This window comes from Actinomyces sp. SKVG-SVH-4(1) (genome assembly GCF_048514265.1).
In the GTDB taxonomy this organism is placed as follows: Bacteria; Actinomycetota; Actinomycetes; order Actinomycetales; family Actinomycetaceae; genus Actinomyces; species Actinomyces oris.
In genome coordinates, this window is record NZ_JBGEVE010000001.1 from 70,695 (window position 1) to 85,721 (window position 15,027).

The 15,027-nt window shown below is 69.8% G+C and carries 8 protein-coding genes; 3 read left to right on the forward strand and 5 right to left on the reverse strand.

Translation table 11 applies throughout. The features are described from left to right. Positions 1-286: 286 nt before the first annotated feature. From AB7V09_RS00280 to AB7V09_RS00290, 3 genes are all read left to right on the forward strand, one after another. A complete protein-coding gene (locus AB7V09_RS00280; protein WP_419142587.1) occupies positions 287-2,059 on the forward strand; it encodes a hypothetical protein in 1,773 nt (590 codons plus the stop codon). Then, a complete protein-coding gene (locus tag AB7V09_RS00285; protein WP_419142588.1) occupies positions 2,056-3,105 on the forward strand; it encodes a Tat pathway signal protein in 1,050 nt (349 codons plus the stop codon). Before AB7V09_RS00280 ends, AB7V09_RS00285 begins: the two co-directional genes overlap by 4 nt. Before the next feature lie 167 nt (positions 3,106-3,272). Next, entirely contained in the window at positions 3,273-4,220 is a 948-nt protein-coding gene (locus AB7V09_RS00290; RefSeq protein ID WP_419142589.1) for a co-chaperone YbbN, read from the forward strand. 101 nt (positions 4,221-4,321) lie between these two features. Here AB7V09_RS00290 and AB7V09_RS00295 read toward each other — a convergent pair whose 3' ends face one another. From AB7V09_RS00295 to AB7V09_RS00315, 5 genes are all read right to left on the reverse strand, one after another. After that, a complete protein-coding gene (locus AB7V09_RS00295; protein WP_279013747.1) occupies positions 4,322-6,688 on the reverse strand; it encodes a glycogen/starch/alpha-glucan phosphorylase in 2,367 nt (788 codons plus the stop codon). Between the two features lie 274 nt (positions 6,689-6,962). After that, the gene (glgB, locus tag AB7V09_RS00300; RefSeq protein WP_419142590.1) at positions 6,963-9,173 is read right to left on the reverse strand and encodes a 1,4-alpha-glucan branching protein GlgB; all 2,211 of its coding nucleotides are present in this window, start codon (positions 9,171-9,173) and stop codon (positions 6,963-6,965) included. 88 nt (positions 9,174-9,261) lie between these two features. Next, positions 9,262-10,869: a phosphotransferase gene (locus tag AB7V09_RS00305; protein WP_419142591.1), complete on the reverse strand. Its 1,608-nt coding sequence runs from the start codon at positions 10,867-10,869 to the stop codon at positions 9,262-9,264. Next, positions 10,869-12,791, reverse strand: a complete 1,923-nt coding sequence (treS, locus tag AB7V09_RS00310) for a maltose alpha-D-glucosyltransferase (RefSeq protein ID WP_419142770.1) — start codon at positions 12,789-12,791, stop codon at positions 10,869-10,871. Before treS ends, AB7V09_RS00305 begins: the two co-directional genes overlap by 1 nt. An 11-nt stretch (positions 12,792-12,802) precedes the next feature. Continuing rightward, positions 12,803-14,962: an alpha-1,4-glucan--maltose-1-phosphate maltosyltransferase gene (locus tag AB7V09_RS00315; protein ID WP_419142592.1), complete on the reverse strand. Its 2,160-nt coding sequence runs from the start codon at positions 14,960-14,962 to the stop codon at positions 12,803-12,805. Between the last annotated feature and the right edge of the window lie 65 nt (positions 14,963-15,027).

The window sequence follows — 15,027 nt, forward strand, 5'->3', positions numbered from 1 at the left end:
CCGATCTCGCGTGCGCGATTCTCCGCGTCTTCCTCCGTGTCCACTTCGAGACCGTCGCGCTGTTCGCGGGGCCGGCGAGACCCTTTCTGCTGGCGGAATTCCGGGAGATATCGCTTCGCTCAGCGCGTGCCAGGTTGTGATCTTGGGCCGAGGTCGGTGCGGTCGCAGGGTCCGTCATGCGATTCTGGTCCCTAGGCGGGCGCACGGTGAGCGCTCGCAGCGATACCCGGCTCCACGGAGCCGGCCGTCGTCCATACCGTGTCCGCGAGCATAGGAGATCCGCGTCGTGAGTCGACGTATCTTGAGCGTGGTGGTGACCGTCCTCGGGCTGGTCCTCGTCGCCCTGGCCGTTTGCTCGGCCACCATCTGGAAACCCGGCTCCAAGGTCGAGGCGAAGCTCGCCTCCGGCCCTTCTCAGCCCTACGTCATCACAGCCCCCGGGGTTCTCAGTGGTGCGGAGTCCGACGTCACCGTGACGGCGAGCTCCTCCGACGGCAAGGACGTCCACCTCTTCGTGGCCAGGGCGGCCGATCTCGACGCCTGGATGAGCCCCGACGCCGACAATGCGCTGCCCTACACGGCGATCACCAGCATCGACGCCGACGCCGGGACCCTGGCCTCCAAGGACGAGACCCAGTACTGCCCGCCGGCCAACGCCGCTCCCGCTCCTTCCGCAGCGCCCTCCGCTCAGCCCTCCGCCTCCGCACAGGCCGGCGGCTCGAAGTGCTCAGAGCGCAAGGCCAAGGGCGTGACCGCCTCGGGCTCCGACATCTGGCTGGGGGAGAAGACCGGCGGCTCGTCAGTCACCTTCGACACCGGCAAGGACGCCGACCGCGCCATGCTGCCCCACAAGAACCTCGACGAGCAGATCGTCGTCATGGCCATGACCGACGGCAAGGCCCCGGCTCCCGGTCTGACCGTCAGCTGGAAGCGTCAGGTGGAGACCCCCTGGTACTTCTACGGGGGACTGGTTCTGGGCAGCGTCTTCGTGCTCGTAGGGGCCTTCCTGTTCTTCATCGACCTCCAGCTGCGCCGCGCCAATGTCGATCGGCGTACCCGTTCGGCCGAGCGGGCGGCCCGCATCGCCAACGCCGACTCGGTCTCCACCGAGGGCATCCCCCAGGTGGACGATCCCGACCGACGGCTGACCCGCCGAGAGCTGCGGGACAAGGAGCGCGCCGAGGCCTCTGGCGAGCCCTGGACCGACCCGCGCACCGGGCGCGTCTACCTCGGCGGCGTTGAGGCACCCGCCGCCTCCAAGATGCCTGAGGCCGTTCCCGCCGAGGGCTACGACTACGGCCCCGCCGCCGGGCTCAGTGAGGTCCCCGGAAGCGGGTTCGGTGACGGAACCACTGCCGCCTACGGCGAGGGCCACGGCGGGCAGGGCGACCATGCGGTTGCCGGGCTTGCCCGAGGCGCGTCGGTCGTCCCCGGTCTTGACGAGGCCGCCACCCAGCAGCACCGGGCCGCCCGGGAGCCGGAGGGCCTCCAGGCCGGCGAGGCGCTCACCATCACCTCGGATGCCACCAACGTCCCCGACTCGTCGGCCTACTCCAACCCCCCGGCTCTCAGTGATGTCGCCGGCGGTGCCGCCGGCGCAGGCCACATGGCCGTGGGCGTGGACCCGGTTGCCGACCAGCCCACAGGGGCCCCGGACCACTCCCGCTTCGCACCGCCGGAGCACCACACCAGCCACGTGGCGAGCGGCAGCGATGCGCGGTCCTTCGAGACCGACACCGCCGAGTTCCAGGACGCGGCCTCCTCGGTCCCGCCGCAGGACCCCGGCCTCCAGATGCCGACCGAACTCGCCCAGCCGGAGGTGAGCGACGCCTCCCTGAGCTGGAGTGAGCAGGAGGTCGAGCCGGCGCACGGGCCCACCTTCTCCCCGAGCGGTTTCGGGGACTCCTCTGCGACGTCGACCACCGTGTCCTGGCCCTCCTACTCCGACGGCGTCGAGCTGCCTCCCCAGGCCGACCCCGCCGTCATCCAGGCCGTTGACGCCGAGCCCCTCAGTGAGCCAGACCCCACCGCGGACCCCGACAACCAGGAGCACGCATGATGTCCACCCGTCGAGCCTTTCTGAGCGCAGGCGGCGCCTCCGCCCTCGCCCTGAGCCTGGCCGCCTGCTCGCGGTCTCAGCCCAAGACTGCTGAGACCGTGGCCTCCGGCACGCCGATCGCCGAGCCCGTCCTCAACGACAAGCAGCTCGAGGAGATCCTCCAGCGCGTCCAGACCGGTCTGGCCGCGGCGGACAAGGAGAAGAACGCGGACAAGCTCAAGGAGGTCATGTCCGGTCCGGCGGCACGGATCCGCGCCGCCGAGTACGCCACCGCCTCCGCCAGCGGGAACGACTCCGTCATCCACGCCATGAACACCAAGATCCAGGGCGGGGGAGTGGGGCAGACCGTCGGCTTCCCCCGCAACGCGGCCGTCGCCTCGGAGAGCGACAAGAGCGTCTCGATCATCTCCCTGGAGCAGGGCTCGGCCCGGGACCAGTTCAAGGTGTGGGCCTGGGTGCAGGGGTTCGCCGCGCAGGCGAGCATTCCCGTGCTGACCAAGCAGTCGGCCCAGCACGCCAAGCAGGTGACGGCCGAGTCCACCGGGCTCGTCGTCACCCCCAAGGCGGCTCTCGACTCCTACGTCGATGCGCTCAACCACCCCGACGGCGAGAACGGCAAGGCCTTCCCCGATGACAACCTGCGTCAGAAGGTCCAAAACGCCCGAAGCACCGATCTCAAGTCCCTGGGTGAGGTCACCGTGACGGCGGTCCCCGGACAGGACGGGTTCCAGGGCCTCCAGCTGGAGGAGGGGGACGGCGGGGCACTGGTCTTCACCACCCTGACCTTCACAGTGGTCTACAAGCGTACCGTTGACGGCTCCGACCTCACCCTGCAGGGTGACGTCGCCGCCCACATGGGTGGCAACCAGAAGATCGTCGGTACCGTGACCGCCACCTACGACTCCATGGTTGCCTTCTCCATCCCCAAGGAGGGAAGCGGCGGGAAGGTGACCGTTCTGGGCGCCGAGACGGCGCTGATGAAGGTGGACCGGGACGACTCCAAGACGCCGGCCCCCACTGCGTCGGCGTCGGCCAAGCCGTCCTGACCGCCTCCGGTCCCCGGCCCGGCTCCGTGACTGCTCGGAGTCGGGCCGCTGGCGCGCCCAGGCCGGTGCGCAGCGTGAGGCCTGCCAACCGCGCCGGCGCTCACGAACACCGAAAGACCCAGATCCATGAAGCAATCGGGCCGCGGCCCGAGGAAGGCAGAGCTGCTATGAGCATGTTCGGCGCCGTCGACCTGTCCAGTCTCGCCCCCGCCAAACCCGCCGGCCCCACCGGCGCCACCCCGAGTCCCGCCACCGGGGATCGCCCAGGCGGAGCCGCCGGCTCCGGTCTGCCGGTCCCGCTCGTCGTCGACGTCGACGCCTCCACCCTGCGCGACGTCGCCGAGGTCTCGACCCAGGTGCCTGTCATCGTCGTCCTGCACAGCCCGCGCAGCCAGGCCAGTGCCGACCTCGCCACCGTCCTGGAGCAGCTCGCCGATCAGTACTCCGGCCGTTTCCAGCTGGCGCGCGTCAACGTGGATGCCGCCCCGGAGGTCGCCCAGGCCCTCCAGGCTCAGGCCGTCCCCACGGTGGTGGCCCTCATCGCGGGCCAGCCGGTGCCGATGTTCCAGGGGGCGGTGCCCCAGGAGCAGCTGCGTTCGGTCATCGACCAGCTGCTGGAGGTGGCGGCCGCCAACGGTGTCAACGGCACCATCGCCGTCGACGGCGCGGCCGGCGCCGGCACTGCTGAGGCCGAGCCCGAGGAGACCGAGGTGGAGCGGGCCGCCCGCGAGGCCATCGAGGCCGGGGACTTCGCCGCTGCCGAGGAGGTCTACACCCACGCCATCGCCCAGAACCCGGGCGACGACGACCTCAAGGTGGCCCGCAACCAGGTGCGTCTCATGGCCCGCCTGGACGGCCAGGACCCCCACGAGCTCCTTGCGGCGGCCGACGCCGCGCCCACGGATCTGGCCGCCGCTCTGGCCGGTGCCGACGCCGCCCTGGCCCTGGGGGATGTCAACGCAGCCCTCGGCCGGGCGCTGGAGGCCGTGCGCACCCACGCGGGGGAGGAGCGGGAGGAGGCCCGGCTGCGGCTGCTCGAGCTTTTCGAGGTCATCGGCTCCACCTCCCCAGAGGTCGCCCAGGCCCGCCGCCGCCTGGCCACCATGCTCTACTGAGCCACGACGAACAGCCCTGCCGGGCGTTCTCGGCTCACCCAGCGCATGAGCGAGCGCCCCTCACCGGTTGCGGTGAGGGGCGCTCGCTCATGCCGTGACGATCAGGCGATGGGCTCGGGGTCGATCTTCCAGACCTCGCGGGCGTAGTCGCTGATGGTGCGGTCGGAGGAGAAGCGGCCCGAGCGGGTGATGTTCACCCAGGCCTTGCGCTGCCAGGCGCGGGCATCGGCATAGTCGGCCGCCATGGCGTCCTTGGTCTCGCGGTAGGAGGCGAAGTCGCCCAGGACGTAGTAGACGTCGGCCGGCTCGTAGGAGGCCTCGAGCAGGCTGCGGCGCAGGTCGGCGAACCAGCCCGAGCCGTTGTCGTCCAGGGTGCCGTCGGTGAAGGCGTCCAGGACGCGCTTGAGACCGGGGACGTTCTCGTAGTGCCACACGGGGTCGTAGCTCTCACGCAGGGCGGGCAGCTCGTCCTCGGTGGCGCCGAAGATGTAGGCGTTGTCGTCACCGACCGCCTCCAGGATCTCCACGTTGGCGCCGTCGAGCGTGCCCAGGGTCAGGGCTCCGTTCATCATGAACTTCATGTTGGAGGTACCCGAGGCCTCCTTACCGGCCATCGAGATCTGCTCGGAGACGTCGGCGGCCGGGATGATGTGCTCGGCCGGGGAGACGTTGTAGTTGTGGACGAAGACGACCTTGATGGTCTTGGAGACCACGGGGTCGTTGTTGACCAGGTCGGCGATGGCGTTGATGAGCTTGATGATGGCCTTGGCCCGGATGTACCCGGGAGCGGCCTTGGCGCCGAAGATGAAGACCCGCTTGGGGACCTGCAGGCTCGGGTCCTGCTTCATGCGGAAGTAGAGGTCCAGGATGTAGATGGCGTTGAGCAGCTGGCGCTTGTACTCGTGGAGGCGCTTGATCTGGACGTCGAAGATGGCCTCCGGGTCGATCTCGATCCCCTCGCGCTGGGCGATCCAGGCGGCGAAGTCCACCTTGTTGGCGTGCTTGATCTCCGCCAAGCGGTCGTAGACGGACTCGTCCACGGAGTCGGTGTGCTCGGCCAGGACGGACAGGTCCTTGACCCAGGCGTCCGAGCCGGTGACCTCGTCCAGGAGCGCCGACAGGCGCGGGTTGCACTGGCGCAGCCAGCGGCGCGGGGTGACGCCGTTGGTCTTGTTATTGAAGCGCTCGGGCCAGATGGCGTGCCACTCGCCCAGGGTCTCGCGCTTGATGATCTCGGTGTGCAGCGCGGCGACGCCGTTGATGGAGTAGGAGGCGTAGCAGGCGATCCAGGCCATGCGCACCTTGTCCCCGGAGACGGGGGCCATGTAGTCGATGGTGGCCTGCTCCAGGCCTCGCTCGGCCATCTCCACGCGGAAGCGGCGGTCGATCTCGCGGACGATCTCGGTGATGCGCGGGAAGAGACGGTCGAAGATGGAGATCTCCCAGGTCTCAAGGGCCTCGGCCAGTACAGTGTGGTTGGTGTAGGCAAAGGTCTTGGTGACCACCTCCCAGGCCTCCTCCCAGCCCAGGTGGTGCTCGTCCAGGAGGATGCGCATCAGCTCGGGGATGGCGAGCACCGGGTGGGTGTCGTTGAGCTGGATGGCGTTGTAGTCGGCGAAGCCGGTCAGGTCCTCACCATGGTGGCTGACGTAGTTCTCAACGATCTGCTGCAGGGAGGCCGAGCAGAAGAAGTACTGCTGGCGCACCCGCAGGACCTTGCCCTCGTAGGTGGTGTCGTTGGGGTAGAGGACACGGGAGATGTCCGAGGTGCGCTCGCGCTCGACGATGGCCTCGGTGAAGCGCTGGGAGTTGAAGGCGTCGTAGTCGAACTCCTCGAGCGGCTCGGCCTTCCACAGGCGCAGGGTCCCCACGTTCTTGGTGCCGTAGCCGGTGATGGGCATGTCGTAGGGGATGGCACGCACGGTCATGTCCTGGTAGTGGACCAGGCGCTGGGCCTCCTCGTGGCGGATGACGAAGGGGTAGCCCTCCTCCATCCAGGGGTCGGGGTGCTCGGTCTGGAAGCCGTCCTCGAAGAGCTGCTTGAACAGCCCGTAGCGGTAGAGGATGCCGAAGCCGTTGACCGGCAGGTCGAGGGTGGCGCAGGAGTCGAGGAAGCAGGCGGCCAGGCGGCCCAGACCGCCGTTGCCCAGGGCGGCGTCGGGCTCCTGCTCCAGGACGTCGCTGAGGCTGTCGCCGAAGGAGCCGACGGCCTCGCGCGCCTCATCGATCATCCCCAGGTTGGAGAGGTTGTTGAGCAGGGCGCGACCCATGAGGAACTCGGCGGAGAAGTAGTGCTCCTGGCGCCCGGCGCTGTACTTCTGCTCGGTGGCGTACCAGTCGTCCGCGATGGTGTCGACGACGGCGGCGGACAGGCCCTGCCAGACCTCCATGAGGGTGGCTGCGGTCTCGGGTCGACCGGATACGGCGCGCACCTGCGCGGGGGCGCTCGTGACCAGCTTCTGTGTCATTCTTCTTCCCTTGTCAGGCATCGTGGTCGCCGACTGCAAGAGTTTTGCAGCGGACTGAAACATCGTACATCGACGGGGCCGGGCCGACCGGAGCGCGCAAGGGAACATGGCACCGGAGGCCGCACGCCTGTGCGAGACAGGGCCCAGACTACCCGCTCATAGGCGATAGTGGTGGGTCGAGTTCACAGTTCTGATGACGTGGCGAGCAACATGTCGCGGTGGGGCGAGAGGTCCATGCCCCTCACCCCACCGCGGCGCGTGGTGTCAGCCCGGGTCAGTTCTGAGCCGGACGCAGGAAGACCGCTCCCATCGGGGGGACCCGCAGGCGCACCGAGGCAGGGCGCCCGTTCCAGGGCAGGTCTTCGGCCTCGACCCGGCCCAGGTTGCCCACGCCGGAGCCGCCGTAGTCCTCGGAGTCGGTGTTGAGGACCTCCTCCCAGTCCCCGGCGAAGGGCAGGCCCACCCGGTAGCCCTCATGCGGGGTGCCGGCGAAGTTGATGATGCAGACCATCAGGTCGGCCCGCCCGTCGGCGTCGGTCCCCTTACGCAGGTAGGACAGGACATTGTGGTCGCCGTCGCCGGCCTCGATCCACTCGAATCCTCGGTGGGAGAAGTCCTCCGACCACAGGGCCGGCGAGCTCAGGTAGAGGCGGTTGAGGTCGCTGACCAGGGCGAGCAGCCCCTGGTGGCCGGGATCGTCCAGGATCCACCAGTCCAGGGAGGTATCGGCGTTCCACTCGGTTCCCTGACCGAACTCCTGGCCCATGAACAGCAGCTGCTTGCCGGGGTGGGACCACTGGTAGGCGTACAGGGCGCGCAGGCCCGCCAGCTCCTGCCAGGGGTCGCCGGGCATCTTGGACAGCAGGGAGCCCTTGCCGTGGACGACCTCATCGTGGCTTAGCGGCAGGATGAACTGCTCGGAGAAGGCGTAGACGAGGGAGAAGGTCAGCTCTCCGTGGTGGTAGCGGCGGTTGACGGGGTCCTCCGCCAGGTAGCGCAGGGTGTCGTTCATCCACCCCATGTTCCACTTCAGTCCGAAGCCCAGGCCGCCGTACTCGGTGGGGGCGGTGACGCCCGGCCACGCCGTGGACTCCTCGGCGGCCATGATGATGCCGGGGTTCTTGCGGTAGGCGGTGGCGGTGGCCTCCTGCAGGAAGCTGATGGCCTCCAGGTTCTCGCGGCCGCCGAACTGGTTGGGGTGCCACTGGCCGTCCTGGCGCGAGTAGTCCAGGTAGAGCATGGAGGCCACGGCGTCGACGCGCAGACCGTCGGCGTGGAACTCCTGGAGCCAGTACAGGGCGTTGGCGACCAGGAAGTTGCGCACCTCGTTGCGTCCGAAGTTGAACACGTAGGTGCCCCAGTCGGGGTGCTCGCCGCGCTGCGGGTCGGGGTCCTCGTACAGCGGGGTGCCGTCGAAGCGGGCCAGGGCCCACTCGTCCTTGGGGAAGTGGGCCGGCACCCAGTCCAGAATGACGCCGATTCCGGCCTGGTGGAGCTGGTCCACCAGGTAGCGGAAGTCGTCCGGGGTGCCGAAGCGCGAGGTGGGCGCGTAGTAGCTGGTGACCTGGTAGCCCCAGGAGCCACCGAAGGGGTGCTCGGCCACCGGCAGGAACTCCACGTGGGTGAAGCCGGCCTCCTTGACGTAGGGGACCAGCTCCTCGGCCAGGCCGCGGAAGCCCAGTCCCTGGCGCCACGAGCCGACGTGGACCTCGTAGATGCTCATCGGCCCGCTGTGGGGGTCGGTGGTGGCGCGCTTGGCCATCCACTCCTGGTCCTCCCACTGGTGGAACTGGTCGGTGACCACCGAGGCGGTGGCCGGGGGGACCTCGGTGGCGCGGGCCATCGGGTCGGCCTTCTGGTGCCAGGAGCCGTCGGCGAAGCAGAGCTCGAACTTGTAGCGCGCACCGACCCCCACACCGGGCACGAACAGCTCCCACACTCCCGATGAGCCCAGGGAGCGCATGGCGGTGGCGGTGCCGTCCCAGTAGTTGAAGTCGCCGACGACGCGCACGGCGCGGGCGTTGGGGGCCCACACGGCGAAAGCGGTTCCCTCGACCTCACCCATGGGGCCGTCGTAGCGCTTGACGTGGGCGCCCAGGACCTCCCACAGCTCCTCGTGGCGGCCCTCGGAGATGAGGTAGGTGTCCATCTCACCCAGGGTCGGCATGTAGCGGTAGGGGTCGTCGACGGTGGTGGTCTCGTCGCCGTAGGTGACCTTGATGCGGTAGTCGGGAATCTCCTGGCCGGGCAGGACCGCCACCCACACGCCGTCCTGCTCATGAGTGGCCGGGTGGGTGCCGTCCTTGGTGACGACGACGACGTCGTCGGCCAGGTGACGGACGGTGCGGATGGTGACTCCGTTCTCGCCGACGTGGGCGCCCAGGACCTCGTGCGGGTCGTGGTAGCGCGCGTAGGCGACGTCAGCCAGAATCCAGGGGTCCACAGGGACAGGGGCGAGGTCCTTCTCAGGTGTGTTGGCGCTCATACAGCAACTCTTCCATGCGTTGGTGATTAACGGGTGCTTTTGGACGTCGGACCGATGGGGATGAGGGGAATGGAGGATCGTCGCGTGCTCAGCCCTCCGCGTGCTTGGACAGGACCGACTCGATCCCCGCCAGGGGGATGCCCAGCCAGTCGGGACGGTTACGGGCCTCGTAGACGGCCTCGTAGAGGGCCTTGTCCAGCTCCAGGCAGGTCAGGACCGTCTGGTACGAGGCCTCGGCCTGCTCCTGGTCGCCGGATGCCGCTGGCGACGGGGCGAGAGAGCCGGTCTCCTGGCGTCCCAGGCGGTAGCCCTCCTCGAAGGCGGAGCGCACGGCGGGGAGCCAGTCGGGGTGGGGTGCCTTGCCCACGGCGGCGGCGTAGTCGAAGGAGCGCAGCATGCCGGCCACGTCCCGGGCCGGCAGGTCGGGGTCGGAGCGCTGGGCCAGGGGGCGCAGGGGCTCGCCCTCGAAGTCCAGGACGTACCAGCGCTGCTGGCCGCCGATCTCGTGAAGCACCTGCCCCAGGTGGTAGTCGCCGTGGATGCGGGTGGCCGGCTCCAGGGCCTCGAGCGCCTCGAGCCGCTCCATGTTCTGCTCCACCTTGAGCTCCAGGGCCCGGATGTGCCCGGAGAGCTCGGGGACCTCCTCCAGCGCCCACCGGGCGCGCTTGCGCAGGGAGGCGGCGAGCTCGGTCGGCGTTGGCGGCCGGCTCGTGCCCAGGGAGGCGGCCAGGTGGTGGTGCATCTGCGCGGTCGTGCGTCCCAGATCCTGGGCCAGGTCCAGGGCCCGGGCCCGCACCGGTCCGTCGACGTCGTCGGTGGAGGCCAGTGAGCAGAACAGCTCGAAGCCGTCGTCGGCGCGGGGGACGAAGCTGCAGGCCACGGCCGAGTCGGTGGACTCCTCCAGGGCGGGCTGGCCGCAGCCGCCCATGCGCGTCCAGGTCATGGTGGACCAGGCCACCGGCGTGGGCACCCGGTCCCAGCCGCTGCGGGCCAGGGCCACCGTCAGCTCCACGTCGGGGTTGCGCCCGTGCTCCAGGACCCGCAGGAGCTTGACGATGAGGTCACCGGTGGCGGCGTCCTGCTTCCCAAGAGCCTCGGCGGGGTCGGTGGGGGCCGGCAGGATGACGGAGGTGTTGGACTGCTCCCCGGTGGTCACCCGCAGCCTCGGCGCCCGCTGGGCGATGGCCAGGGCTCCGGCCTCGTCCAGGACGGTGCCCGCCTTCAGCGTGCTCAGGGCCCAGGCCCGCCAGAAGGCCGGGTGGTGGGCGCCGTCGACGAGCGCCACCTGCGTGGGTGACCCCTGAGAGCCGGTGGTCACCAGCAGGCCGTGGTTGCCGGGTGCCTCACCGGGGGTGGCGAAGGAGTCGAGCGCCTCGGCGGCCTCCAGGACCACCGGTACGTGCAGCAGCACCATCCCGTCGCGGTGACTGGTCTCGGCCTGGTTGCCCCGTAGGGCGGCGATGACGAGGTCTCGCACCCCCTCCTCCGGCTCCCAGGTTGCGATCACGCGCAGGGAGCCCAGGGGCGGTGCGGCGTCCCCCTTGAGCGGGAACCAGCGCCGTTGGAGCATCCACGGTCCCAGCGCTGCGAGGATCTCGGCATTGGTGGGCCAGGTCGACGGGGCCTGGGTGCTGCGCAGGGAGTGTGCCGGCACGGTGGCGGGCTGTGGTGCGGCGGAGATCGGTTCGTTTGGCATCAGACTTCCTCGGTCGGGTGGTTGTCGTGGTCGTCCTGGGGGGCGTCGTCGGGCTCAGTCCGGTCAACGGACAGCCAGTAGTATCCGCGCGCTCCCAGCGTCAGGGTGAGGCGGCCTTGCTCGTCGACGGGCGGGAAGGCGCAGCCCCCGAACAGGTCCGTGGTGCCCCTGCCCGCCAGCTCGGGAACCTCGATCGTCACCGACCGGGGGGTGGCCGAGAGGTTGGAGACGCACAGAAGGGTCTCTGCCCCCTCCACCAGCGCCTCGTCGCAGCGCGTGTGCGCCAGGACGGCGTCGTCGCTGGTGGGGCGCAGGAGGAAGCTCCCGCGACCCAGCACGGGATGGGCGCGGCGCAGGTGCAGGATCCGCCGGGTGAACTGCAGCAGCGAGTCGGGCCGGGCCATCTCAGTGGCCACCGTCAGGTGCGCGTAGCCGGGGGCCTGGATGAGCGGAAGCGTCAGGGCGCCCGGGTCGACCACTGAGGAGAAGCCCATGTTGGGGGAGTCGTCCCACTGCATGGGGGTGCGCACGGCGTCGCGGTCCTCCAGCCAGATGTTCTCGCCCATGCCGATCTCGTCGCCGTAGTAGAGACAGGGGCTGCCCGGCAGCGACAGGAGCAGGGCGTAGGCCAGCTCCACCTCGGCGCGCGAGGCGTCCAGGAGTGGGGCCAGGCGGCGCCGGATCCCGATGTTGGCGCGCATGCGCTCCTCGGGGGCGTACCAGGCGTACATCTGGTCGCGCTCGGCGTCGGTGACCATCTCCAGGGTCAGCTCATCGTGGTTGCGCAGGAAGGTCCCCCACTGCCCGTGGGCGGGGATGTCGGGGGTCTTCTCCAGCACCCAGCGGATGGCCGAGGCCGAGCCCTGCCGCAGTGCGTAGAAGATGCGCGGCATGACCGGGAAGTGGAAGCACATGGTGCACTCGGGCGCCTCCTCGGTGCCGAAGTACTCCACGACGTCCTCGGGCCACTGGTTGGCCTCGGCCAGCGTGATGGTCCCGGGGAACTCCCGGTCGAGCATCTGACGGATCCCGGCGATGATCTCGTGGGTGCCGGCCAGGTTCTCGCAGTTGGTGCCCTCCGACTCGGTCAGGTAGGGGATGGCGTCGAGGCGGAAGCCGTCCACCCCGGTGCGCGCCCAGAAGCGGATGACGTCGTGGATCGCCTCGATGACCGCCGGGTTGCGGTAGTTGAGGTCGGGCTGGTGGGAGAAGAAGCGGTGCCAGTAGAACTGGCCGCGCTCGACGTCGTAGGCCCAGTTGGACTCCTCGGTGTCCACGAAGATGATGCGGGCGTCGTCGTAGCCGGAGTCGTCGTCGGCCCACACGTAGAAGTCCCCGTAAGGGCCCTCGGGGTCCGAGCGGGAGGCCTGGAACCAGGGGTGGGCGTCCGAGGTGTGGTTGACGACCATGTCGATGATGATGCGGATCCCGCGCTGATGGGCCTGGTGGACCAGCTCGCGGAAGTCCTCCATCGTCCCGTAGCGCGGGTCGATGGCCGTGTAGTCGGAGATGTCGTAGCCGCCGTCGCGCACGGGCGAGGGGTAGAACGGCGGGATCCACACGCAGTCCACGCCCAGCCACGCCAGGTAGTCCAGGCGGGAGATGAGCCCGCGCAGGTCTCCGACGCCGTCGCCGTCGGAGTCGGCGAAGGAGCGCAGTAGCGCCTCGTAGAAGACCGCCGTGCGGAACCACTCGGGGTCCGGGCTCAGGCCGGGGCGGGCCTGGGCCGGCAGGGCCGGCACCCCGGGGATCGGCGGGGCCACCGCCAGCGGCATGGGGATCCCGCCGCTGGGGGTGGGGATCGTCGACATCTGGGCCGCCACGGGCGCCGTGACGGGCACGCCCGCCGCGGGCTGGCCGAAGGCTCCACCCGGCGCTGCGGCCGGCGCCTCGCTGCCGGGGGGCGCCTGGGCAGTACTCATCGGATCGGTGCTCACAGCGGCTCCACGGAGAAGACGTGGGCGACCTGCCCGGCGAAGGGGTCGAGGCGCACATAGTTCTGCCCCGACCACTCGTAGGAGTCTCCGGTGAGCGCGTCGGTCACCCGCACCACCGGGCGCGAGGCGTCCACCCAGCCCGGCAGGCCCAGGGCCTCCAGGTTGAGGTAGACCTCGCCGGCCCTCGCCCCGTGCGGGTCGAGGTTGACCACCGTCAGAACGACGTCGTCCCTGCCCGTGGGGCTGTGGAAGGCGTCCACCCGCTTGGAGTAGGCGAGGATCTGGTCGTCGCTGGTGGGGTGGAAGTAGATGTCCCGCAGCTGGCGCAGCGCGGGGTGAGCGGCCCGGGCGGCGTTGAGGCGCGTGAGGAGATCCTCGATGCCGTTGCGGCGAGCGGCGGCGAAGTCACGCGGCTTGTACTCGTACTTCTCGTTGTCGATCTGCTCCTCGTAGCCCGGCCGCGGTGTGGACTCGGCCAGCTCGTAGCCCGAGTAGATGCCCCAGGTCGGGCTGAGCGTGGCCGCCAGGACGGCGCGCAGCTTGAAGGCCGGCACCTTCCCGTTGGTCATGAAGGGGGTGAGGATGTCGTGCGTCGTGGGCCAGAAGGCCGGACGCAGCAGGTGGGCGGTGTCCTTGCTGAGCTCCATCATGTACTCGATGAGCTCGTCCTTGGTGTTGCGCCAGGCGAAGTAGGTGTAGGACTGGTGGAAGCCGATCATGCCCAGGGTGCGCATCATGGCGGGGCGGGTGAAGGCCTCGGCCAGGAACAGCACCTCGGGGGACTCGGCGTGGATCTCGGCGATGAGCCGCTGCCAGAAGGTCAGGGGCTTGGTGTGGGGGTTGTCCACCCGGAAGATCGTCACCCCGTGCGCGATCCAGGTGCGCACGACCTCCAGGATCGCCTGGTAGATGCCCTCGGGGTCGTTGTCGAAGTTGAGCGGGTAGATGTCCTGGTACTTCTTGGGCGGGTTCTCGGCGTAGGCGATCGAGCCGTCGGCCAGGACCGTGAACCACTCGGGGTGCTCGGCCACCCACGGGTGGTCCGGCGAGCACTGGAGCGCCAGGTCCAGGGCCACCTCCATGCCCAGCTCGCGCGAGCGCGCCACCAGGGCGTCGAAGTCCTCGAAGGTGCCCAGGTCGGGGTGGATGGCGTCGTGGCCGCCGTCGGGGGAGCCGATGCCGTAAGGGGAGCCGGGGTCGCCGGGACGCGCCGTCAGGGTGTTGTTGCGGCCCTTGCGGTTGGTCAGGCCGATGGGGGAGATGGGCGTGAGGTAGAGGACGTCGAAGCCCATGGCCGCGATGCGGTCCAGCCGCTCGGTCGCGCTGCGAAGCGTCCCCGAGTGCCAGGTGCCGTCCTCATCGGCCCCCGAGCCCAGCGAGCGCGGGAAGATCTCATACCAGGAGCCGGTCAGGGCGCGCTCGCGGTCCACCTGGAGGGGGTACTCGGCGGAGGGCGAGATGTGGTCGCGCAGCGGCAGGCGCTCCAGGGCGGCCTGGACCGAGTCCGACATGCCCGCAGCCAGGCGGTCGGCCACGGGGTTGGAGGGGTCGCGCATGATCCACACGGCGTCGTTGAGAGCCTTGACGCCCTCCTCATCGCGCCCCTCAACGGCCACCGCCCGGTCCAGGACTCGGGCTCCCTCCTCCAGCATGAGCTCGACGTCGATGCCGGCGGGCACCTTGATACCGGCGTCGTGGCTCCAGGTGGCGTACGGGTCCGACCAGCCCTCGACGCGCAAGCGCCAGTCCCCGGGGGCGTCGGGCGCCACGGAGGCCTCATAACGGTCCAGCCCCGGGGCGATGTCGTGCATGCGGGCGCTGGGGCCGTCGCTGCCGTCAGGACGTACCAGGACCGCGGTGGCGCCGTAGCGGTCGTGCCCCTCGCGGAAGACGGTGGCGCGGATCGGAATGACCTCGCCGACGACGGCCTTGGCCGGCCAGCGCCCGTCCTCGACGACGGGGAAGACCTCGGTGACCGGGATCCGGCCGATCAGCGAGAACGGGGCCGGCTGCGGTGCCGCACTGGCCGCGGACGACCCCGACGGCGCGGTCTGCGTCCCGGTGCCCTGAGCGGGTGCGTCGGTGGGAGCGGCAGAGGACTTGGAGGGACGGGTGGACTGCTTCTTGCCGGCCTTCGGCGTCGTGTTCGGAGTCACAAGAACAAGAGTACGGTGAGAAACGACCTGAGTCACATGCCGGCTCGCAGGACGCGGATCGGCCC